The sequence below is a fragment of the Bradyrhizobium sp. USDA 3650 genome (assembly GCF_054057395.1).
Genome location: NZ_JBSRZG010000001.1, coordinates 4,197,757 through 4,220,458 on the forward strand (window position 1 = coordinate 4,197,757; position 22,702 = coordinate 4,220,458).

Here is a 22,702-nt window from a genome sequence, read left to right on the forward strand (position 1 = left end):
CCAGGAGGGATTTATGAGTGCACATGAAAGCATGGAGCATGCCGAGCACGCCGAACACGCGTCCGGCTCGAACAAGAAGATCGCGCTCCTGATCGCCGTTTTGGCGCTGTTCCTGGCGATCTCCGAGACGCTCGGCAAGGGCGCCCAGACCGAATCGATCAGCAAGAACGTCGAGGCCTCCAACCTCTGGGCGTTCTTCCAGGCCAAGAGCATCCGCCGCACCGTGGTGCAGACCATGGCCGACCAGGGCAAGCTCATCCTCGGCGCGGCGAGCGACGACGCCAACAAGGTGGCCGTGCAGAAGCAGATCGAGGACTGGCAGAAGACCGCGCAGCGCTACCGCTCCGAGCCGGAGACCGGCGAAGGCACCGAGCAGCTGGCCGAAAAGGCCAAGCACGCCGAGCATGAGCGTGATGAGGCGACCGCGAAGTATCATCACTTCGAGCTCGCGTCCGCCGCCTTCCAGATCGGCATCGTGCTGGCCTCAGCCACCATCATCACCGGCATGCTGCCGCTCGCCTGGATCGCGGGCCTGCTGTCGCTTGCCGGACTTGGGATGACCGTGCTCGGCGCATGGTCGCCGCATCTGCTGCATCTGCATTGAGGCTTGTAGCCCGCATGGAGCGAAGCGGAATGCGGGGACACTTTCCCGGATTGCGCTGCGCTCCATCCGGGCTACGGACCGCGTCTATTGTTACCGCGCTTCGTGCACGCTCTTGCGAAAGCGCTGGATCAGGCGGAGCGTGCGGGGGGACCAGCCTTCGCCGTTGCCGGCGATCAGCTCCCTGATGCGCCGCTTGATCGGATCGACCAGCTCGGCGGCCTTGGCACGCAGCTTCAGCACCAGATCATAAAGCCGCTCGAACCAGGCCATCTCCATCAGCTTGTCGCGCGTCACGTCGAACACGAAGGCGGTGACGCCGACGCCGAGCAGCTTTGCGAACACGATGGTGAAGACCGCGCTGGTCCAGTATTCGTGCGTGAGCAGCCACAGGCCGACCAGCTTGAGCGGAAACAGCGGAACGATCGGCACAGCGAACACGATCAGCGTCATCGCCGGCGACAGCGCATCGACGCGGTCCGACAGCCATTGCTTGAACCGGGCGAGCGGGACGATTGCGACAACCCGCGCGACGATCGGCTCGAGATGGTCCCACAGCCAAGCTTCGATCAAGAAGATGATCGCAAGCAGGACCCAGAGCGGCTGAAGCAGGCGGCGTAGCATGTGTTTCCCGCCCGATTCGGCGCTGGGCGCGACCTACATATGGATGGCCCGCTTGCCGACTGCAAGCGCGGCTTCCTTGACGGCCTCCGAGCGGGTCGGGTGGGCGTGGCAGGTGCGCGCGAGATCCTCCGCACTGCCGCCGAATTCCATGAGAACGGCCGCCTCATGGATCATTTCGCCGGCTTCGCGGCCGATAATGTGCACGCCGAGCACGCGATCGGTCTTCGCATCTGCGAGAATCTTCACAAAGCCGTCGGTGGTCTGGTTGACCTTGGAGCGGCCGTTGGCGGTAAAGGGAAACTTTCCGACCGTATAAGCCACGCCCGCCTGCTTCAGCTCCTCCTCGGTCTTGCCGACGGAGGACACTTCCGGCGTGGTATACACGACGCCTGGGATAACATCGTAGTTCACGTGGCCGGCCTGCCCCGCGATGATCTCGGCAACAGCGACGCCTTCATCCTCGGCCTTGTGCGCGAGCATCGGGCCCGCGACGACGTCGCCGATGGCATAGACGCCCTTCACGCTGGTGGCGAAGTGCGGATCGATCTGCACGCGGCCGCGATTGTCGAGCGCAACGCCGGCTTCCTTCAGGCCCAGCCCATCCGTGTACGGCACACGACCGATACAGACGAGAACGACGTCGGCTTCCAGCGTCTCGGCAGCGCCGCCGGCGGCGGGCTCGACCGTCGCCTTCAGCGTCTTGCCGGAGGTGTCCACGCCCGTGACCTTGGCACCCAGCTTGAAGGCAAAGCCCTGCTTCTCCAGGATGCGCTGGAATTGCTTGGCAATCTCGCCGTCCATGCCGGGCAGGATGCGGTCGAGGAATTCGACGACGACCACTTCGGCGCCGAGACGGTGCCAGACTGAGCCGAGCTCGAGGCCGATCACGCCGGCGCCGACGATCAGCAGCTTGCCGGGGACCTTGTCCAGCGAGAGCGCGCCGGTCGAGGACACGATGCGGGTCTCGTCGATCTCGATGCCCTTGAGACGTGCGATGTCCGAGCCCGTGGCGATCACGATGCTCTTGGTCTCGATAATTTGCGACTTGCCGTCGGCGGAGACTTCGACCTTGCCGGTGCCGAGAATCTTGCCGGCGCCCTTGAGCACGTCGATCTTGTTCTTCTTCATCAGGAACTCGACGCCCTTGACGTTGCCGTCGATGCCCTGCTGCTTGAAGTTCATCATCGCAGGCAAATCGAGCTTCGGAGCGGAGACGCTGACGCCCATCTTGGCGAAGGAATGCCCGGCCTCCTCGAACATTTCGGAGGCGTGCAGCAGCGCCTTCGACGGCATGCAGCCGACATTGAGGCAGGTGCCGCCGAGCGTGGCGTTCTTTTCCACCACGGCGACTTTCATGCCGAGCTGCGCTGCACGCACCGCGCAGACATAACCGCCCGGTCCGGTGCCGATGACGACGAGATCGTATGCCATGAGAGAAGTCCCGTAAGTTTAGCGTTGAGGGATGTGTCGGCGTCCGCGCGGCGCGTCAGCGTCCGCCGGACACATCGAGAATGGCTGAGGTGACGTAGGAGGCCTCGTCCGACATCAGCCAGACGATGGCATTGGCGACTTCATCGGCAGTACCGACGCGCTTCATCGGCACCATATGGGCCAGACGATGGGCGCGGTCGGGCTCACCGCCGGCAGCGTGGATTTCGGTATCGATCAGGCCGGGGCGGATGCCCGCGACGCGAATGCCCTCGCCGGCGACCTCATAGCCGAGGCCGATGGTGAAGGAATCAATCGCGCCCTTGGACGCTGCATAGTCGACATAGGTGTTCGGCGCGCCGAGCTTGGCAGCAACCGATGACAGATTGACGATGACGCCGCCCTGGCCGCCGTGCCTGGTCGACATCCGTTTCACCGCTTCGCGCGCGCAGAGGATGGAGCCGGTGACGTTGACCGCCATGACGCGCTGGATGCGCTCGGCCGACATCTCGTCGACGCGCACGCCGCTGGTCCCGACAATACCGCCATTGTTGACGAGTGCGCCGAGCGTGCCGAACGCGTCCGCGACCTTGAACAGCGCCAGGATATCGCTTTCCTCGGCGACGTCGCATTTCACCGCGATGGCCTTGCCGTTGCTGGCCGCGATCTCTGCGACCACCTCGTCGGCAGCCGTCTTGTTGCTGGCATAGCCGACGACGATTCGGAAGCCGCGAGCGGCCGCCGCGATCGCAGTCGCGCGGCCAATGCCGCGGCTGCCGCCGGTGATGACAACGACTTTATCGGTCACGCGCGCCTCCATGGTTCGACACGCGCCGTCGCGAAAGGCGACGGCGCTCGCAGAGCATCAGGGATCAGAGATCGAGCACCAGGCGCGCCGGATCTTCCAGGCTCTCCTTGACGCGAACCAGGAAGGTCACCGCTTCCTTGCCGTCGATGACACGGTGATCGTAGGACAGCGCCAGATACATCATCGGGCGGACCTCGATCTTGCCGCCGACGACCATCGGCCGCTCCTGGATCTTGTGCATGCCGAGGATGCCGGACTGCGGCGCGTTCAGGATCGGGGTCGACATCAGCGAGCCGTAGATGCCGCCATTGGTGATGGTGAAGGTGCCGCCCTGCATCTCGTCGATCTTGAGCTGACCATCACGGGCGCGGCGACCGAAATCGGCAATGCCTTTCTCGATGTCGGCGATCGACTTGTTGTCGCAGTCGCGCACCACGGGCACGACGAGGCCCTTGTCGGTGCCGACGGCAACGCCGATGTGGTAGTAGTTCTTGTAGATAAGATCGGTGCCGTCGATCTCGGCGTTGACGGCCGGGATGTCCTTCAGCCCCTGCACGACGGCCTTGGTGAAGAAGCCCATGAAGCCGAGCTTTGAGCCGTGCTTCTTCTCGAACGCATCCTTGTAGTGCGCACGCAGCGCCATGACGTTGGTCATGTCGACCTCGTTGAAGGTCGTGAGCATCGCGGCGGTGTTCTGCACGTCCTTGAGCCGGCGTGCGATGGTCTGGCGCAGCCGGGTCATCTTGACGCGCTCTTCGCGCGCGGCGTCATCGGCCGGCGACGGCGCGCGAACCTGAACTGCTGCGGCCGGCTGGTTGACCGGGGTCGGCGCCGAGGCCGCACGCTCGATCGCGGCGAGCATGTCGCCCTTAGTGACACGGCCGTCCTTGCCGGAGCCGGGGACGGTCGAGGCGTCGATGCCGGTCTCGGCCGAGAGCTTTCGCACGGAGGGAGCGAGCGGCGCATCGGCCGGCGGTGCCTTCGCCGCAGCGGGAGCAGCCGCAGCGGCGGCAGCAGGAGCGGCAGCCGCGGGCTTTGCGGGCGCAGCGGCAGCCGGCTTGGCAGCGCCGGCGGCACCTTCGGTAATCTGGCCGAGCAGCGCACCGACCGCAACGGTCGTGCCATCTGCGGCGATGATCTCGCTTAGCGTGCCCGCGGACGGCGCCGGGACCTCAATGGTGACCTTGTCGGTCTCGAGCTCCACCAAGGGCTCGTCAACGGCGACAGCATCGCCGGCCTTCTTGAACCAGCGGCCGATGGTGGCCTCGGTGACGGATTCGCCGAGGGTCGGCACACGAATTTCAGTCATGGTCTTTTCCTTAAGAGATCGCCAATGCGGTCGGGAATTTTCAGGTGTCATCGGCCGGCGAAAAGCAGGCCATCCAGCAAGCCGAAACGTTCGCATTCACCACGGACGCCACGGTTTGCCGGACGCCCCGCTCCAGTGCGCCATTGCACACAAGGCGGGGCATGACGCAGCTCGAAAAAGTTCAGCTCAATGCTTCGTCCAGGAACGCCTTCAACTGCGCCTGATGCTTCGACATCAGACCCGTCGCGGTCGCGGCGGAGGCGGCGCGGCCGACATAACGCGGACGCCGGCTCACACCGTTCACCTGGTTCAGCACCCATTCCAGATAGGGCTCGATGAAGTGCCAGGCACCCATATTGCGGGGCTCTTCCTGGCACCACACCACTTCGGCCTTCTTGAAGCGCGACAGCTCGGCCACCAGCGCCTTCAGCGGTACCGGATAGAGCTGCTCGATGCGCATCAGATAGATGTCGTCCATGCCGCGCTTCTCGCGCTCCTCGTAGAGGTCGTAATAGACCTTGCCCGAGCAGAGCACGATGCGGCGGATCTTCTCGTCGGGGACGAGCTTGATCGCTTCGCTCGGCAGCATCTGGGCGTCGTCATAGAGGATGCGGTGGAAGGTCGTTCCCTTCGCGAGCTCCTCGAGACGCGACACCGCCCGCTTGTGACGCAGCAGCGACTTCGGCGTCATCACGATCAGCGGCTTGCGGATCTCGCGGTGGAGCTGCCGGCGCAGCACGTGGAAGTAGTTCGCCGGCGTGGTCGGATAGACCACCTGCATGTTGTCTTCCGCGCACATCTGGAGATAACGCTCCAGACGCGCCGAGGAGTGCTCCGGTCCCTGGCCTTCATAGCCATGCGGCAGGAGGCAGACGAGGCCGGACATGCGCAGCCATTTGCGCTCACCCGAGGAGATGAACTGGTCGAACACGACCTGCGCGCCGTTGGCGAAGTCGCCGAACTGCGCTTCCCACAGGGTCAACGTGTTCGGCTCGGCGAGCGAGTAACCGTATTCGAAGCCGAGCACGGCTTCTTCAGACAGCAGCGAGTTGATGACCTCGTAATGGCCCTGCTCGTGACCGAGATGGTTGAACGGCGTGTAGCGGCTCTCGTCTTCCTGGTCGATCAGGACCGAGTGGCGCTGCGAGAAGGTGCCGCGCTCCGAATCCTGTCCGGACAGGCGGACATGGTGGTTCTCGTTGAGCAGCGTGCAGAACGCCAGCGCCTCGCCGGTCGCCCAGTCGATGCCCGTGCCGCCGTCGATCGCCTTGGCGCGGTTTTCGAGGAAGCGCTGGATGGTGCGGTGGACGCGGAAACCATCCGGCACCTTGGTGATCTTGCGACCGATGTCCTTCAATGCGGTGATGTCGACGCCGGTGACGCCACGCCGCGCGTCTTCTTCCTGATCGGCGATCTTGAAGCCGGCCCATTTGCCGTCGAGCCAATCAGCCTTGTTGGGCTTGTAGCCGGAGCCGGCTTCGAGCTCGGCATCGAGCCGCGCGCGCCAATCGGCCTTGGCCTTCTCGACCTCGCCCTCGGTCAGCACGCCTTCGCTGATGAGGCGGCGGGCGTAGAGCTCGAGCGTCGAGGGATGGGCCGCGATCTTCTTGTACATCACCGGCTGGGTGAAAGCCGGCTCGTCGCCCTCGTTGTGGCCATGCCTGCGGTAGCAGAACATGTCGATGACGACGGGCTTGTGGAATTTCTGCCTAAACTCGGTCGCGACCTTGGCCGCGAACACGACGGCTTCCGGATCGTCGCCGTTGACGTGGAAGATCGGCGCGTCGATCATCTTCGCCACGTCGGACGGGTACGGCGACGAACGCGAATAACGCGGATAGGTGGTGAAGCCGATCTGGTTGTTGACGATGAAGTGCACGGAGCCGCCGGTGCGGTAGCCCTTCAGGTCCGACAGGCCGAAACATTCGGCGACCACGCCCTGGCCGGCGAACGCAGCGTCGCCATGCATCAGCAGCGGCATCACCGAGATGCGCATATCCGGCGGATCGCCGTGCTGGTCCTGCTTGGCGCGGACTTTTCCAAGCACCACGGGATCGACGATCTCGAGATGCGAGGGGTTGGCGGTCAGCGACAGATGGATGCGGTTGCCGTCGAACTCGCGGTCTGAGGACGCGCCGAGGTGATATTTGACGTCGCCCGAGCCTTCGACCGCATCAGGATTGGCCGAACCACCCTTGAACTCGTGGAACAGCGCGCGATGCGGCTTGCCCATCACCTGGGTCAGCACGTTGAGCCGGCCGCGATGCGGCATGCCCAGCACGACCTCCTTCACGCCGAGATTGCCACCGCGCTTGATGATCTGCTCGAGCGCGGGGATCAGCGATTCAGCACCGTCCAGGCCGAAGCGCTTGGTGCCGGTGAACTTGGTGTCGCAGAATTTCTCGAAGCCTTCGGCTTCGACCAGCTTCATCAGGATCGCGCGGCGGCCTTCGCGGGTGAACGAGATTTCCTTGTCCGGCCCCTCGATCCGCTCCTGGATCCACGCCTTCTGCGCCGCGTTGGTGATGTGCATGAACTCGACGCCGAGCGTCTGGCAGTAGGTACGCTCGCAGATCGCGGTGATTTCGCGCAAGCTGGCGTATTCGAGACCGAGCACATGGTCGAGGAAGATCTTGCGGTCGAAATCGGCTTCGCTGAAGCCGTAGGTCCGCGGGTCGAGCTCTTCGCGATTGCGCTGGGCTTCGATGCCGAGCGGATCGAGCTTGGCGTGGAAGTGGCCGCGCATGCGGTAGGACCGGATCAGCATCAGGGCCCGGACCGAGTCGCGGGTGGCCTGGAGCAGGTCGGCGGAGGAAAGGCCGCCGGCCTTGTCGCCACCCTTGGCCTGCGCCTTGGCCGCGATCTTGGCGCCGACCGTCTTCTCGACTTCCGCCCAATTGCCGTCGAGCGCGGAGGTCAGATCGTCCTGCGGGGTCAGCGGCCAGTTGGCGCGCTCCCAGGACGGCCCTTGGGCGTTCTTGCTGATGTCACCCGGCTGGTCGTTGAGGCTCTTGAAGAATTCCTGCCACTCGGCATCGACCGAGGACGGGTCCCTCTCGTAGCGGGCGTAGATTTCGTCGATGTAGGTGGCGTTGGTGCCCTGCAAAAAGGAGGAGAGGGCAAAGGCTGCGTTCGCGTCTTGGCGAGACATGCTTGAGTTCCTGGCGATTTCGGTTCGCGCATAACAAACGGCGCTGGCGCTGGGCTCCCCGGCAGAGGACCAGCGCGACAGGCACCATTTACCCTATTTGCTGCGAAACTTCGCCCGGAAAATTACGAAGGAGTGAATCAGCCCTTCAATTTTTCGGCAAGCGTGTGGCCAAGGCGAGCGGGAGACGGAGACACTGTAATTCCTGCCGATTTCATCGCGTCGGTCTTGGAGCCGGCGTCGCCCTTGCCGCCCGAAATGATCGCGCCGGCGTGGCCCATGCGGCGGCCGGGAGGGGCCGTGACACCGGCGATGAAACCGACCATCGGCTTCTTGCGGCCGCGCTTGGCCTCGTCCTTGAGGAACTGGGCGGCGTCCTCCTCGGCGGAACCGCCGATCTCGCCGATCATGATGATCGACTCGGTCTTGGGGTCGCCGAGCAGCATTTCCAGCACGTCGATGAACTCGGTTCCCTTGACCGGGTCGCCGCCGATGCCGACCGCGGTGGTCTGGCCGAGGCCTTCCTGGGTGGTCTGGAACACGGCTTCGTAGGTCAGGGTGCCCGAGCGCGAGACGATGCCGACGCTGCCGGTCTTGAAGATGTTGGCCGGCATGATGCCGATCTTGCACTCGCCGGCGGTCATGACGCCCGGGCAGTTCGGCCCGATCAGGCGCGACTTGGAGCCGGCCAGCGAACGCTTCACCCTGACCATGTCGATGACCGGGATACCTTCCGTGATGCAGACGATCAGCGGGATCTCGGCGTCGATGGCTTCGCAGATCGCGTCGGCCGCGCCCGGCGGCGGCACATAGATCACCGACGCGTCGGCACCAGTCTTCTCACGCGCCTCGCGCACGGTGTCGAACACCGGCAGGCCCAGATGCGTCGCGCCGCCTTTGCCGGGCGAAGTGCCGCCGACCATCTTGGTGCCATAGGCAATCGCGGCCTCCGAATGGAAGGTGCCGTTCTTGCCGGTAAAGCCCTGGCAGATGACCTTGGTGTTCTTGTCGATCAGGATGGACATGAGGTCTGCTTTCGCGAAACTAACGAGTGAGAGGTCAGTGGATGCGGCGGTAGACGCCGGTGAGCACGTCGGCCCAGCCTTCCGCGTCCGGCGAGAACTGGATCTTCAACGAATAGGAATCGTCGTTGATGATTTCATAGACGTGGCGCGCATTGCCGCGGAGCGAGCCGCGCACCAGCGTCAGGGTCTTGCCGACCCAGCCGCCGGAGGCGGGCGAGGGCGGCGTGTAGCCGAGCGAATCGTACCAGAACAATTTGTAGGTCCGGTCTTCGCGGTCGAAGGTGAAGATGCCGTGGGTGGCGAAGCTCTGCTTGCCGTCGCGGGTCTGGACCGAGTCCTGGATCAGATAGAAGCCGTTGAGATCCATGTGGGCCACGACGCGAGAAGTCGCCGTTCCGCCCTCCGTCCAGCGCGACGGAAAGACCACCTCTTCGCCATTCCATTCACCGGCGAACGCGGCAAGTCGCGCGTGCTCCGGCAGCGGGGATGATGCAGCGAGATGGTCCTGGGTCATGGCCTCAGCCTCCCTTGACGGCCTTCACGATCTTCTGCGCGGCGTCGTCGAGATTGTCGGCCGGCACCACGTTCAGTCCGGATTCACGGATGATCTTCTTGCCCAGCTCGACATTGGTGCCTTCGAGGCGAACCACCAGCGGCACGCTGAGGCCGACTTCACGAACGGCGGCCGTGACGCCCTCGGCGATCACGTCGCACTTCATGATGCCACCGAAGATGTTGACCAGGATGCCCTTCACGTTGGGGTCCGCGGTGATGATCTTGAAGGCGGCCGCGACCTTTTCCTTGCTGGCGCTGCCGCCGACGTCGAGGAAGTTCGCCGGCGCCATGCCGTAGAGCTTGATGATGTCCATCGTCGCCATCGCGAGGCCGGCGCCGTTGACCATGCAGCCGATATTGCCGTCGAGGGTGACGTAGTTGAGGTCGTATTTCGACGCCTCGATTTCCTTGGCGTCCTCCTCGGTCTCGTCGCGCAGCGCGAGCACCTCGGGGTGACGGAACAGGGCGTTGTCGTCGAACGACACCTTGGCGTCGAGCACGCGGAGCTGGCCCTGCTTGGTCACGACCAGCGGGTTGATCTCCAGCATCGACATGTCCTTGGCGACGAACGCCGCGTAGAGCTGCGCGGTGAGCTTCTCGGCCTGCTTGGCGAGATCGCCGGACAGTTTCAGCGCGTTCGCGACGGTGCGGCCGTGATGGCCCATGATGCCGGTCGCGGGATCGATCGAGAAGGTCACGATCTTCTCAGGGCTGTTGTGCGCGACGTCCTCGATATTGACGCCGCCCTCGGTCGACACCACGAAGGAGACGCGCGAGGTCTCGCGGTCGACCAGGATCGAGAGGTAGAATTCCTTGTCGATGTCGGAGCCGTCCTCGATGTAGAGGCGGTTGACCTGCTTGCCGGCGGGGCCGGTCTGGATGGTGACGAGCGTTGCGCCGAGCATCTGCTTGGCGAATTCGGAGACTTCCGCGGCCGACTTGGCGATGCGCACGCCGCCCTTGTCGCCGGCCGATGCTTCCTTGAACTTGCCCTTGCCGCGGCCGCCGGCGTGGATCTGGCTCTTCACGACCCAGACCGGGCCCGGGAGGGCCTTTGCCGCCGCGTCCGCATCGGCCGCCTTCAGGACCGGAACGCCCTTGGAGATGGCGACGCCGAACTCGTTCAGCAGCGCTTTGGCCTGATATTCATGGATATTCATATGGTCGCTCCCTGAACCCGCGGGCGGTGACCTCGTAGGCCCACCTCAGTCTTGTGGCTGGCATACCATATACCACAGGAACTGCAACCCGGATTCTCTGACATCGATCTCTGGACTTGCGGACCAGGACCCGCCCGAACCTTGAACAAGGTTTGGCGGACCCCGGAAATGAAACCGCCGAAGACCGGGTTTCGGTCTTCGGCGGAATGTTTTGACCTTAGCGGCCCAGAAGATCGGGTGCGATCTTCTTGCAGGCGTCAACCAGACCCTGCACCGCGCCGACGGACTTGTCGAAGGCTTCGCGGTCCTTGCCGACGAGCTCGATCTCGACGACGCGCTCGACGCCCTTGGAGCCGATCACGACGGGCACGCCGACATACATGTCCTTCACGCCGTATTCGCCGTTCAAATAGGCGGCCGAGGCCAGCACGCGCTTCTTGTCACGCAGATAGCTCTCGGCCATCGCGATCGCGGAAGCCGCCGGCGCGTAGAAGGCCGAGCCGGTCTTGAGCAGGTTGACGATCTCGGCGCCGCCGTTGCGGGTGCGGTCGACGATCTCGTCGAGGCGCGCCTGCGAGGTCCAGCCCATCTTGACGAGATCGGGCAGCGGGATGCCGGCGACGGTGGAGTATTTTACCAGCGGCACCATGGTGTCGCCATGGCCGCCCAGCACGAAGGCGGTGACGTCTTCGACCGAAACGTTGAACTCGTCGGCCAGGAAGTAGCGGAAGCGTGACGAATCCAGCACGCCGGCCATGCCGACGACCTTCTTGTGCGGCAGGCCGCTAGCCTTCTGCAGCGCCCAGACCATCGCGTCGAGCGGGTTGGTGATGCAGATGACGAAGGCGTCGGGGGCGTACTTCTTGATGCCGGCGCCGACCTGTTCCATGACCTTGAGGTTGATGGAGAGGAGGTCGTCGCGGCTCATGCCGGGCTTGCGCGGCACGCCGGCGGTGACGATGCAGACCTTTGCGTTGTCGAGCGCCTCGTAGGAGTTGGCGCCGGTGTAGTGCGCGTCAAAGCCGTCGACCGGCGAGGACTGCGCGATGTCGAGCGCCTTGCCCTGCGGCACGCCCTCGGCGATGTCGAACATCACCACGTCGCCCAGCTCCTTCAGGCCGATGAGATGAGCCAGCGTTCCGCCGATCTGACCGGAGCCAATCAAAGCAATCTTGTCGCGCGCCATGTGAGCCTGTCCTTTAGACACGTAAGGAGGGGAAAACTGAGACGGGTGGTTATCCCTTTCGCCTCCCCCGTTCAAGTCACGGGTTGCCCAATTGTCGGGCTTGCCGCGTATTCAAGCGCAACCCCGTCATTCCGGGGCTTGGGAAGCGCCGAGCCCGGAATGACAGCGCTGGCAAATAGGACTTAAGTCTCCGCCAGACCCTTTAAGTCTCAACCAAGCCTTTGGTCGAGCCGCTGGCGGTGGAATCCTTGCGCCCGTGGGGCAGCGCCAGATAGGATTCCGAGCTCATTTCGATCAGGCGCGAGGCGGTGCGCTTGAACTCGTTGGCTTCGTTGCCCTCGTTGGCAAGATAGAGCGAGATCGGGTTGGCATCGGCCGAGGCCATCAGCTTCACGGCATTGTCATAGAGCGTGTCGATCAGCGTGATGAAACGCTTGGCGGCGTTGCGCTGGGAGATGTCCATCACTGGAATATGGTCGACCAGGATGGTGTGATAATCGTGCGCCAGCCTGAGATAGTCCGATGCGCCGAGCGGCTTCTCGCAGAGATCGGCGAACGCGAAGCGCGCCACGCCGTGGGCCGAGCACGGCACGTGCAGGATGCGGCCCTTGATCGAAATATCGCGCGACTTGCATTTGGCGCCGCCTGACATCTTCGACCAGGCGCGGTCGAGCGCGGTGTCCGCCTCAGCGTCTGCCGGCGTCAGCCACATCGGCACGCCCTGAAGCTTTTCCAGCCGGAAGTCGGTGCGCGCGTCGAGCCGCAGCACGTCCATGTGGTCGGTGATCTGCCTGATGAAGGGCAGAAACAGCGAACGGTTCAGGCCGCCCTTGTAGAGGTCGTCAGGCGCGACGTTGGAGGTCGCGACCACCACGGTGCCGAGCTCCAGCAGCTTTGCGAACAGGCGGCCGAGGATCATCGCGTCCGCAATGTCGGTGACGTGGAATTCGTCGAAACAAAGCAGCCAGCTCTCCTCGAAGATCGCATGCGCGGTCAGCGCGATGACGTCGCCGTCGCCAATCTCGCCGCGCGCGATGCCCTGGCGATAATCGTAGATGCGCTCGTGCACCTCGGCCATGAATTCGTGGAAATGCGCGCGCCGCTTGTGCTCGACGGTCGAGTGCTGGAAGAACAGATCCATCAGCATGGTCTTGCCGCGGCCGACCTCGCCATGGACGTAGAGCCCGTGCGGCGCCTCGTCCTTGTCGCTGCTGAACAGGCGGCTGAGCAGGCCCTGCTTGCGCTGCGGCTTGTAATCGGCGAGCCGCTGGTCGAGCGCCCCATAGGCGTCGGCGATTTCGGCCTGCGCAGCGTCGGGTTCGATCGCACCGGACGCGATCTGGGCCTGATAGGCCTCGCGAAATGAGGAACTGGGGGTCGAGAGCATGCTCTTTACCGCCAGAGATGAGCGGAAATTGCAACTCCGTATTGGCGCAAAGGCTTATGCGCTCGGCCCTTCGCAGACAGGGTCGCCTGCATGCGTCGAAGCGCGAAGTATGGGCGCTAGGTCGCCACCAGTATCTATTGTTGCGCTCGGCGGGCTAGAATATACCTATTAAGGCACCAAGGAACCTCGGCATGGCCCTTAGCATCAAAGACCCCGAAACGGAGCAATTGGCGCGGAGTCTGGCGCAATTGACCGGCGAGAACATCACGACGGCAACCAAGCGCGCCATCGAGGAGCGATTGCGCCGGCTCGGCGGTCAAGCTCACAAAGACGCGCTCCTTCAAGACATGGCCGAGATCAGGCGGCGCTGGAGCGAAATGCGCGTCCTGGATAACCACACGCCTGAGGAAATTCTCGGATACGACGAGCATGGATTGCCGCGCTGATGGTGATCGACACATCGGCGATCGTGGCAATCGCGCTCAACGAAAACGATGCAGCGGACATCGAGCGACTGATTGCGGACGATTCAATCCGCCTGATCTCTGCGGCAACGGTGCTTGAAGCAACGATGGTGATCGAGACACGGCTAGGTGACACGGGCGGGCGCGAGTTCGATCTCTGGCTCGTCAAGATCGGCGCCGAGATCGTGCCGGTCGATGCACGACAAGCCGATGCGGCACGGCGCGCCTGGCGTCGCTACGGCAAGGGACGTCACGCCGCGTCGCTGAACTATGGCGACTGCTTTTCCTACGCGCTAGCGACAACTCGCAGTGAGCCGCTGCTGTTCAAGGGCGCGGACTTCGCGAAGACCGACGTCGCCCGACCTGGCGTGGCCCCGCCGCGATAGCGCGACGCAACGAGCCCGACGAAGACTCACTCACACAGCTCGTAGGCATCCTCGACCACATAGGGGCCGCCGCCGGTGGAGGCGCGGGACGAGAACAGCACGAAGCGTTCGGCCGTGAACGCCTTGCTGGGAAAATAGCCGCGCAGCGAGAGATAGTCGGCGACGTCACGGTCGGTGGCGTCGTGCAGCCGGGCCAGCGTGACATGCGGGATGAACTTGCGGCCTTCAGGGTCGAGGCCGATCCGCTGCATCAGGCGCTCGAGCTCGGCCTGCAATTCCATCAGCGGCTTGCTCGGCACGATGGTGGCGACGACCGCGCGCGGCTTGCGTCCGCCGAAACTCTGCAAACCCTGCACCTTCACCTCGAACGGCTTGCGGTCGACGCGAAACAGCATCGAGGCGATCTCGTTGGCGGACATGCCGTCGATATTGCCGATGAAGCGCAGGGTGACGTGGTAATTTTCGGGATCGATCCAGCGGGCGCCGGGAAGGCCGCCCCGCAAATTGGAAAGCGACTGGCCAATCTCGGCCGGAATTTCCAGACCAGTGAACAAACGCGGCATCGTTTCGCACTCCCGATGCTTAGGCATGATCCGAGGGCAAGACCCCAAGGCAAGATCATATCCAAATTTTAGAGCCGGCGACGAATCACCGGTACCTTAATTCCTATCGCAGTTGTGTGACTCTGCGAAGCATCGCGCGCCTCACCCCGGTAAAACCCTGGGAATTGCGGGCGGCGCTGCCTGCTTTTCAACGCCGCTGCTCAGCTATCGTGCCAATGAATGCCTCAACCGTGGGCAAGATATTCCTGACGATGATGTCGACGCCGGCCGCGGTCGGATGAATGCCGTCGGCCTGGTTGAGCTTGGCATCGGCCGCGACACCGTCGAGAAAAAACGGATAGAGCGGCACGCCGAATGTTTTCGCCAGATCCGGATAAATCGAATTGAAGCGAGCGGCGTAATCCGCGCCGTAATTCGGCGGCGCCAGCATGCCGCACAGCATCACCGCGATCTTGCGCGCCTTGAGGCGCTGGACGATCTCGCTCAGCGCGGCGCGCGTCAAATCGGGATCGATGCCGCGCAGCGCATCGTTGGCGCCGAGCTCGATGATCACACCGTCGGTTCCGTCGGGGACCGACCAGTCGAGCCGGTCACGGCCCCCCGAGGAGGTGTCGCCGGAGACCCCGGCATTGGTCATAGCGACCTCCATGCCTTTGTCTTGCAAGGCTTTTTGAAGCTTAGTGGGGAATGCTTCCTGAGCCGGGAGGCCGAGGCCGGCGCTCAAGGAATCGCCGAGAACCACCAGCTTGATCGGCTTCGCCGCCTCGGCCCATGCCGGAGCCCATGCCGGATTTGCGACCGTCATCAAAGCGAGCATCAACACGGCTATGTGCATAAACAATCCGTAACGCCTCTCGACCGCGCGTGCGGAGTTGCCATATGACCGGACCATGGATACTCGCATCTCTTCCTCTTCGCTCGCCGACAGCTCGGCGGACACCATCGCCATCTCCAACGTCAATCTGTCATTGGGTACGGGCGCGGCACGCGTTCACATTCTCAAGGATATCAGCTTGCGCGTGGGCCGGAGCGAGACGATCGGCCTGATCGGCCCGTCAGGCTCGGGCAAATCCACGCTGCTGATGGTGATGGCGGGGCTGGAGCGTCCTGATAGCGGAGAGGTGGTGGTCAGCGGCACGCCTTTCAATGCCCTCGACGAGGACGCGCTGGCCCGCTTCCGCGGCCGCCAGGTCGGCATCGTCTTCCAGTCCTTCCATCTGATCCCGACCATGACCGCGCTGGAGAACGTCGCGGTGCCGCTCGAGCTTGCGGGCAATCCCGACGCCGCCAAGCGCGCGGCGCAGGAGCTGCAATCGGTCGGGCTCGGCGACCGATTGCATCATTATCCGACGCAGCTCTCCGGCGGCGAGCAGCAGCGCGTCGCGCTGGCCCGCGCGCTGGCACCCGATCCCGCGATCCTCGTTGCCGACGAGCCGACCGGCAATCTCGACGAAGCCACGGGACAACAGATCGTCGACCTCCTGTTCAGCAAGCATGCCGAGCGCGGCATGACGCTGGTGCTGGTCACGCACGATTCCTCGCTCGCGCATCGCTGCGATCGCGTGATCCGCCTGCGCTCCGGACGCATCGACACGCAATCGGCGCCGGCATGAGCATCGCTGCCGAACCGTTCGCGAAGCCCAACGGCGTCGCGCTGTCGCTACGCTACGCGCTGCGCGAATTGCGCGGCGGCTTGCGCGGCTTCTACGTCTTCATTGCCTGCATCGCGCTCGGCGTGATGGCGATCGCCGGCGTCGGCTCGGTCTCGGCGAGCCTGAGCGACGGCCTCGCCCGCGAGGGCCGTACGCTGCTCGGCGGCGACGTGTCGTTCGTCTTGTTTCAGCGCGAGGCGAAGCCGGAGGAAGTCGCCTTCCTGCGTTCGCGCGGCACCGTCTCGAGCGCCGCCACACTGCGCGGCATGGCGCGCTCGGCCGAGGGCAAGCTGGCGCTGGTCGAGATGAAGGCCGTCGACGACACCTATCCGATGCTGGGCCAGTTGACGCTGGCGCCACCGCTGCCGATGTCCGACCTGCTCGCGGAGCGCGACGGCGCGTTCGGAGCGGCCGCCGATCCGACACTGCTGGCGCGGCTGTCGCTCAAGACCGGCGATCGCGTCACCGTCGGGGCTGCGACGTTCCAGATCCGCAGCGCCGTCGAGGGCGAGCCCGACAAGCTCGCCGGCGGCATCGGCTTCGGCCCGCGCTTCCTGATCAGCGAAGCGGGCCTGCGCGCCACCGGGCTGGTCCAGCCCGGCAGCCTGGTGCGCTGGGTCTACCGGGTGAAGCTGCCGGAGATCGCCAATAGCGAGCGCGCCACCGACGCCTTCATCGCGGACGCCCGCAACGCTGCGCCGCAGGCCGGCTGGGAGGTCCGCAGCCGCTCCAATGCCTCGCCGCAGCTCGAGCGCAACATCAACCGCTTCACGCAGTTTTTGACGCTGGTCGGCCTCGCCGCGCTGCTGGTCGGCGGCGTCGGCGTCGCCAATGCCGTCAAGGCCCATATCGACCACAAGCTCGAGGTGATCGCGGCCTTCAAGGCCGTCGGTGCCACCGGGCGCGACGTGTTCGGCATCTATCTGGCTCAGGTTCTCCTGCTCGCCGCGATCGGCTCGGCGATCGGCCTCGCGCTCGGCGCCGCCATGCCCTTCGCGATCGTCGGCCTGTTCGGCAAGCTGCTGCCGCTGCCGGTGGTGCCGGCGGTGCATGCCGACGAGCTCGCGCTGTCGTTCGTCTACGGGCTGCTCACGGCGCTTGCCTTCGGCCTGTGGCCGCTCGGCCGCGTGCACGACGTGCCTGTGGCCGCGCTGTTCCGCGACACCATCAGCTCCGAGTGGCACCGGCCACGCTGGAGTTATCTCGTCTTCATGGCCGTCGTGATCGCGCTGCTGATCGCGGTGGTGATCGGGCTGTCCTTCGACAAGCGCATCGCTGCGGTGTTCGTGGCCTCCTCCGTGGTCGTGTTCGCGCTGCTGCGCGGCATTGCCGCGCTGTTGATGACGATCGCGCGGCGGCTGCCGCGCACGCGATGGCCGATGCTGCGACTTGCGATCGCCAACATCCACCGGCCGGGCGCGCTGACACCCTCGGTCGTGCTGTCGCTGGGCCTCGGGCTCGCCGTGCTCGTCACCATCACCCAGATCGACGGCAATCTGCGCCGGCAGTTCCTGGCGGCACTGCCCGAGCACGCGCCATCGTTCTTCTTCATCGACATTCCGAGCACGCAGGCCGAGCGGTTCGACTCATATCTGCGCCAGATCGCCCCCGGCGCGACGGTCGACGACGTGCCGATGCTGCGCGGGCGGATCGTCGGAGCCCGTGGCGTCCGCGCCGAGGAGCTCAAACCCAGCACCGATTCCGAGTGGGTGCTGCAGAGCGATCGTGGCCTGACCTATACCGCCGAGCTGCCGAAAGGCTCCAAGGTGGTCGAGGGCGAGTGGTGGAGCGCCGATTATTCCGGGCCGCCGCTGGTCTCGATGGAGAAGAAGATCGCGGACGGACTCGGCCTCAAGCTCGGCGACGAGGTCGTGGTCAATATCCTCGGCCGCGACATCCCCGCGAAGATCAGCAATCTGCGCACCATCGACTGGCAGGGCCTTGGCATCAATTTCGTCCTCGTGTTTTCGCCGAACGCATTCAAGGGCGCGCCGCACACCCACATCGCGACGCTGACGGAAGCCGGCGGCGATGCGGCCGGCGACGGCAAGATCATCAAGGAGGTCGCTGACGCCTATCCGATGGTGACGAGCGTGCGCGTGCGCGAGGTGATGGAGACGGTCGGCTCGGTCGTGACCAACCTGGCGCTGGCAATCCGCGGCGCCAGCGCGGTGACCCTGATCTCGGCGATCCTGGTGTTGGGCGGCGCACTCGCCGCCGGCCATCGCCACCGGGTCTACGATGCGGTGATCCTCAAGACCCTGGGCGCGACGCGGCTGCGGCTGCTCGGCGCCTATGCCCTCGAATACCTCCTGATCGGACTTGCCACCGCAATGTTCGGCGTTTTCGCCGGCAGCGTCGCGGCCTGGATGATCGTGACCCGGCTGATGACCCTCACCTTCGTCTGGCAGGGCGGCAGCGCCGCCGGCGTGGTCGCGGCTGCCTTGGTCGTCACGGTCGGCCTGGGACTCGCCGGCACGCTGCTGGCGTTGAACAAAAAGCCCGCCACGGTGTTGCGGAATTTGTGACAAATGGTAGCGGGCGGCTGCGCGGGAGCGGAATCGCACGATTCCAGCGATTAACCACGTCCGCTCGCCAGGATTGCAGGGAAGGGCGACATTCAGCCGCGCGTGGACGGTTGCAGCGGATGTGTTAGTTTCCCACATATCGAATGGGTTCGGAGTCCCGATTGTTAGCCAAAATTTAGTCGGCAGACATCGGTATCCGAGATAGAATTTGACGAACCGGCGGCATGGCGACCCTCATGCCGGACCGGACCAACCAACGGGAATTCGACCATGTCGGACCTAGACCGCAATTACGCTTCTCCTTTCGGCAGGGCCGCCGGGCGTGTTGACGCCGCGACGGTCGATGCCGGCCTGCGCGCCTACATGCTGCGCATCTACAACTACATGAGCATCGGCCTGGCCATCACCGGCTTGGCCGCGCTCGGCGTCTACATGGCCGCCGTGACGGATGTTCCGACCCCGGAAGCCGTCCGCGTCGGCAAGCTGTTCCTGACGCCGTTCGGCTACGCGATGTTCGTCAGCCCGCTGAAGTGGCTGTTCATGCTCGCGCCGCTCGCCATGGTGTTCGTGATCTCGGCGGGCATCAACCGTCTCGCTCCCTCGACCGCCCAGATCCTGTTCTGGGTGTTCGCGGCGCTGATGGGCGTCTCGCTGTCCTCGATCTTCCTGGTGTTCACCCACACCTCGATCGTGCGGGTGTTCTTCATCACCGCGGCGACCTTCGGCGCGCTCAGCCTCTACGGCTACACCACCAAGCGTGACATGAGCGGAATGGGTTCGTTCCTGTTCATGGGCCTGATCGGCATCGTCATCGCGAGTCTGGTGAACCTGTTCCTGGCGAGCTCGGTGCTGCAGTTCGTGGTGTCGGTGGTCGGCGTGCTGGTGTTCGCGGGCCTCACCGCGTGGGATACCCAGCGGCTGAAGAACGACTACATCTACGGCTACGCCTCGGCCGGCGGTGACATCGCAGAGCGTGCGGCCATCACCGGCGCGCTGTCGCTGTACCTGAACTTCATCAACCTGTTCACGCTGCTCCTGCAGCTCCTCGGCCAGCGCGACTAAGCGCCAGACCAGAGCGAACGACACCAGCCCCGGCCGAAAGGCCGGGGTTTTTGTTTGGGCGTGATGTTCCCTGAACCACCGTCATTGCGAGGAGCTCTTGCGACGAAGCAATCCAGAGCCCCTCCAGGGATGCATTTCTGGATTGCTTCGCTTCGTTCGCAATGACGACGTGCGGAGGCCGTTCGCCTCTTCCAGCCGTCCCGGGAAGGCTCTAATCTTGCGGCATGTCCGCACCCGATATCAGGCCCACCACTGAGGCCGACCTTCCCGCCATCACCGCCATCTACCAGCAGGCCGTCCGCGAGGGCACCGCGACGTTCGAGCTGGAGCCGCCCGACCTCGCCGAGATGACGCGCCGCTACCGCACGCTGATCGACGGCGGCTATCCCTATTTCGTCGCCATCCTCGACGGGCGCGTCGCCGGCTACGCCTATGCCGGCGCCTACCGGCCGCGGCCAGCCTACCGCTTCACGGTCGAGAACTCGATCTATCTCGATCCCTCTTTCCACCGCCGCGGCGTCGGAGCGCTCCTGCTGGAGCGGCTGATCGTCGAATGCGAGGCGCGCGGCTTCCGCCAGATGATCGCCGTGATCGGCGATTCCGCCAATGCCGGTTCGATCGGCGTGCACACCAAGGGCGGCTTCAAGATGATCGGCACGCATCCCAGCGTCGGGCTGAAATTCGGCCGCTGGCTGGACACGGTGATGATGCAGCGGGATCTCGGCGAGGGCGCGAAGAGCGTGCCGGCAAAATAGGTCTCGTAGGGTGGGCAAAGCGAAGCGTGCCCACCATAGCCAACGCGTTTGACGAAAGATGGTGGGCACGGCGCGATGCGCCTTTGCCCACCCTACAGCACCGAGCGCGCCGCTACACCACCGCCAGCTTGCGATCGATCACCAGGAGCACGCGCTCCAGCTCGTGGCCGCGGCGCAGGATGAGGCCCGTCGCCGAGATCACGCTGTACATGCCCTGCTTGCGCGCGAGCCGCGGATCCTTCTCGATACGATAGATCGGCACTTCCGAGGCGCGGCGAAAGACCGAGAACACGGCGCGATCCCTGAGGAAGTCGATGGCGTAGTCGCGCCACTCGCCGTCGGCGACCATCCGACCGTAGAGATTGAGAATACGGTGCAGCTCGAGCCGGTTGAACGTCACGCGGCTCAGCTGCGCATTCGAAGCGGCGGGGCGCGCCGCCGCGCGCTGTTCGCTCGGATCGGCATCCTCCGACAGACTCATAGGCCGCCTCCTGTCGCATCAGCATGACCGCGTCCGCGAAGACCGTCCCCGGAACCGCGGATCATGACAGTTGCATGATCGCGCCAACTGTTCCCCACTGCAAGGGGCCCCTGTAAGGACGCTGGACCGGAGCAAACCGCCCACACGCAGCGGTGGAACTCTGTCGCGGCAAACCGTCACGGGATCGTTAGCAGGAATCATAGTGTCGCCGCTTTTCCGCCAAGCGACTGCCGCCCTGCATTGCGAAAAGACCTATGTGCGTTGACCCGGTCCTTTCGGTTCCGGATTCCTCAGCCCCCAGCCCCCCGGGGCCGTCAGGATCGGGTCTGTTCGCACGACAAGGAGGGCCAACGCGAGTTGGTCCTTTTTTGTTTGGGGTCGGTTTTGTTTGGGTCGGGATGTTTCTGCTTCGACGGACTTCTTCCTCATCAGCGAGAACGCTCCCTCCCCTCATCCTGAGGAGCCGCGAAGCGGCGTCTCGAAGGATCGAGGCCGAATTGCATCAGCGGCGCCTGCATGGTTCTCGCGGCGATGCGCAGCATCGTCCGCCGCGCGCGCAAGAGCGCGCTCCTCACCATGAGGGTTGAGAGTGTGCTTGAATCGGAAGATTCGAAGTGTGCGCGTTAGTGCAGCGACGTGTAAGCCGCGCCCAGCATCGGCCCTGGCTTTTCCCGGCTGCCGTCCTGGACATAGACCACGGCACCGTCGACGCCGTCGCGCGTGAGGTTCTCGATCGGCACCGTCCAGCTTTCCGGACGGCCGGTCCAGTCGCCGACCTTGAGCAGGTTGCGCACCACGTTGTGATAGATGACCTGCTGTCCGCGATTTTCACCGCGGCTGATCGCGATCGGCACCGACTTCGCAATCGAGCAGATCCAGACCTCGCCGTGGGACGCTGTCGGCTCGTTGCTCGCGGCCACCGAGACGTTGATCTGCTTGCCCGCGAGCGACATCGTCACCGGCACGCTCATCACGCCCGTGCCCTTGTCGGTTTTGCCGATCGCGCTTTCGATGCCGGTGCGGTCGCTGCCGACGACATGCGTGGAGCCGTTGACCACGACCTGCGGCGTGTAGACCTCGCGGTCGCCGCGCATGCGCGAGTAGGCACGCTGCCGTGCAGAGAAGCGCGAATCGGCCAATGTGTCCTTCCAGCCGAGATAGTCCCAATAGTCGATCGGCATGCTCAGCGCGATGATCGAGGGATCGCGGGCGAGGTCGCCGATGATCTTGTCGGCCGGCGGGCAGGAGGAGCAGCCCTGCGAGGTAAACAATTCGACAACGGCGCGGGGGTCAGCCTCGGCAGGACGAATGACGGCGACGATCGCACAGAGACCAAGAGCACCCGACCAGAGGGCGCCGGACCACCTCGAGATCACGTTGCGTGAAACCAGATGAGAAGCCGTCATTGTTGTCATGTCGAACGCCGCACACCATTGCTCGTGAGAGGGAAATCTTACCGCCGGATGGTCACCGTAGTCTTACGGGCCTCACACATTCGTCCGACCAAGAACCGTGCAAGGCGAGGTTCTCTGCCGGCGGGCCCATCTGAAGCCTGCCGCAAACGCGTGAAGGCGGCCTTG

Annotated in this window: 21 protein-coding genes; 7 read left to right on the forward strand and 14 right to left on the reverse strand. The window is 64.5% G+C overall.

From position 1 onward, the window contains the following. Positions 1-13: 13 nt before the first annotated feature. Positions 14-604 (forward strand): DUF4337 domain-containing protein, encoded by a 591-nt coding sequence (locus ACVIN2_RS19500; protein ID WP_456766782.1) that lies wholly within the window; start codon positions 14-16, stop codon positions 602-604. A gap of 90 nt (positions 605-694) precedes the next feature. On the opposite strand, the gene ACVIN2_RS19505 is transcribed toward ACVIN2_RS19500, so the two are convergent. The 10 genes from ACVIN2_RS19505 to zapE form a co-directional block, all read right to left on the reverse strand. Further along, positions 695-1,225: a hypothetical protein gene (locus ACVIN2_RS19505; RefSeq protein WP_456766783.1), complete on the reverse strand. Its 531-nt coding sequence runs from the start codon at positions 1,223-1,225 to the stop codon at positions 695-697. Positions 1,226-1,258: 33 nt separating this feature from the next. Next, complete coding sequence (gene lpdA / locus ACVIN2_RS19510; RefSeq protein ID WP_456766784.1) at positions 1,259-2,656, reverse strand: dihydrolipoyl dehydrogenase; 1,398 nt, start codon at positions 2,654-2,656, stop codon at positions 1,259-1,261. Positions 2,657-2,711: 55 nt separating this feature from the next. Continuing rightward, entirely contained in the window at positions 2,712-3,473 is a 762-nt protein-coding gene (locus tag ACVIN2_RS19515) for an SDR family oxidoreductase (protein WP_456766785.1), read from the reverse strand. A 52-nt stretch (positions 3,474-3,525) separates the two neighbouring features. Continuing rightward, positions 3,526-4,770: a 2-oxoglutarate dehydrogenase complex dihydrolipoyllysine-residue succinyltransferase gene (gene odhB, locus ACVIN2_RS19520; RefSeq protein WP_456766786.1), complete on the reverse strand. Its 1,245-nt coding sequence runs from the start codon at positions 4,768-4,770 to the stop codon at positions 3,526-3,528. Between the two features lie 181 nt (positions 4,771-4,951). Further along, a complete protein-coding gene (locus tag ACVIN2_RS19525; RefSeq protein WP_456766787.1) occupies positions 4,952-7,921 on the reverse strand; it encodes a 2-oxoglutarate dehydrogenase E1 component in 2,970 nt (989 codons plus the stop codon). 137 nt (positions 7,922-8,058) lie between these two features. After that, positions 8,059-8,943 carry a succinate--CoA ligase subunit alpha gene (sucD, locus tag ACVIN2_RS19530; protein WP_027515000.1) on the reverse strand — a complete coding sequence of 295 codons (885 nt, stop codon included), beginning with the start codon at positions 8,941-8,943 and terminating at the stop codon, positions 8,059-8,061. Between the two features lie 34 nt (positions 8,944-8,977). After that, positions 8,978-9,457 carry a DUF1579 family protein gene (locus tag ACVIN2_RS19535; protein ID WP_456766788.1) on the reverse strand — a complete coding sequence of 160 codons (480 nt, stop codon included), beginning with the start codon at positions 9,455-9,457 and terminating at the stop codon, positions 8,978-8,980. Positions 9,458-9,461: 4 nt separating this feature from the next. Then, complete coding sequence (gene sucC / locus ACVIN2_RS19540) at positions 9,462-10,658, reverse strand: ADP-forming succinate--CoA ligase subunit beta (RefSeq protein ID WP_007604323.1); 1,197 nt, start codon at positions 10,656-10,658, stop codon at positions 9,462-9,464. A gap of 217 nt (positions 10,659-10,875) precedes the next feature. Then, on the reverse strand, positions 10,876-11,844 hold the full coding sequence (mdh, locus tag ACVIN2_RS19545) for a malate dehydrogenase (RefSeq protein ID WP_007598869.1): 969 nt from the start codon (positions 11,842-11,844) through the stop codon (positions 10,876-10,878). Positions 11,845-12,046: 202 nt separating this feature from the next. Next, positions 12,047-13,231, reverse strand: coding sequence for a cell division protein ZapE (gene zapE / locus ACVIN2_RS19550; RefSeq protein ID WP_456766789.1), 1,185 nt, complete (start codon positions 13,229-13,231; stop codon positions 12,047-12,049). Positions 13,232-13,422: 191 nt separating this feature from the next. Between zapE and ACVIN2_RS19555 the strand changes: the two genes are divergently transcribed. Both ACVIN2_RS19555 and ACVIN2_RS19560 read left to right on the forward strand, forming a co-directional pair. Continuing rightward, entirely contained in the window at positions 13,423-13,677 is a 255-nt protein-coding gene (locus ACVIN2_RS19555) for a type II toxin-antitoxin system VapB family antitoxin (protein ID WP_456766790.1), read from the forward strand. Next, a complete protein-coding gene (locus ACVIN2_RS19560) occupies positions 13,677-14,081 on the forward strand; it encodes a type II toxin-antitoxin system VapC family toxin (RefSeq protein WP_456766791.1) in 405 nt (134 codons plus the stop codon). The genes ACVIN2_RS19555 and ACVIN2_RS19560 overlap by 1 nt, the downstream gene beginning before the upstream one ends. Before the next feature lie 26 nt (positions 14,082-14,107). On the opposite strand, the gene thpR is transcribed toward ACVIN2_RS19560, so the two are convergent. Both thpR and ACVIN2_RS19570 read right to left on the reverse strand, forming a co-directional pair. After that, positions 14,108-14,644 (reverse strand): RNA 2',3'-cyclic phosphodiesterase, encoded by a 537-nt coding sequence (thpR, locus tag ACVIN2_RS19565; RefSeq protein ID WP_007598862.1) that lies wholly within the window; start codon positions 14,642-14,644, stop codon positions 14,108-14,110. Between the two features lie 187 nt (positions 14,645-14,831). Then, positions 14,832-15,479, reverse strand: coding sequence for an arylesterase (locus ACVIN2_RS19570; RefSeq protein ID WP_456769760.1), 648 nt, complete (start codon positions 15,477-15,479; stop codon positions 14,832-14,834). A gap of 55 nt (positions 15,480-15,534) precedes the next feature. Between ACVIN2_RS19570 and ACVIN2_RS19575 the strand changes: the two genes are divergently transcribed. From ACVIN2_RS19575 to ACVIN2_RS19590, 4 genes are all read left to right on the forward strand, one after another. Further along, the gene (locus ACVIN2_RS19575; protein WP_007604314.1) at positions 15,535-16,257 is read left to right on the forward strand and encodes an ABC transporter ATP-binding protein; all 723 of its coding nucleotides are present in this window, start codon (positions 15,535-15,537) and stop codon (positions 16,255-16,257) included. After that, a complete protein-coding gene (locus ACVIN2_RS19580) occupies positions 16,254-18,824 on the forward strand; it encodes an ABC transporter permease (protein WP_456766792.1) in 2,571 nt (856 codons plus the stop codon). The genes ACVIN2_RS19575 and ACVIN2_RS19580 overlap by 4 nt, the downstream gene beginning before the upstream one ends. A gap of 270 nt (positions 18,825-19,094) precedes the next feature. Then, positions 19,095-19,886 carry a Bax inhibitor-1/YccA family protein gene (locus ACVIN2_RS19585; protein ID WP_007598855.1) on the forward strand — a complete coding sequence of 264 codons (792 nt, stop codon included), beginning with the start codon at positions 19,095-19,097 and terminating at the stop codon, positions 19,884-19,886. Between the two features lie 224 nt (positions 19,887-20,110). Beyond that, positions 20,111-20,641: an N-acetyltransferase family protein gene (locus ACVIN2_RS19590; protein ID WP_456766793.1), complete on the forward strand. Its 531-nt coding sequence runs from the start codon at positions 20,111-20,113 to the stop codon at positions 20,639-20,641. A 112-nt stretch (positions 20,642-20,753) separates the two neighbouring features. Here the strand turns inward: ACVIN2_RS19590 and ACVIN2_RS19595 are convergent, their stop codons facing one another. Together ACVIN2_RS19595 and ACVIN2_RS19600 are read right to left on the reverse strand one after the other, a co-directional pair. Further along, complete coding sequence (locus ACVIN2_RS19595) at positions 20,754-21,122, reverse strand: DUF2794 domain-containing protein (protein ID WP_007598853.1); 369 nt, start codon at positions 21,120-21,122, stop codon at positions 20,754-20,756. 623 nt (positions 21,123-21,745) lie between these two features. Beyond that, complete coding sequence (locus ACVIN2_RS19600) at positions 21,746-22,537, reverse strand: DUF1223 domain-containing protein (RefSeq protein WP_456766794.1); 792 nt, start codon at positions 22,535-22,537, stop codon at positions 21,746-21,748. Between the last annotated feature and the right edge of the window lie 165 nt (positions 22,538-22,702).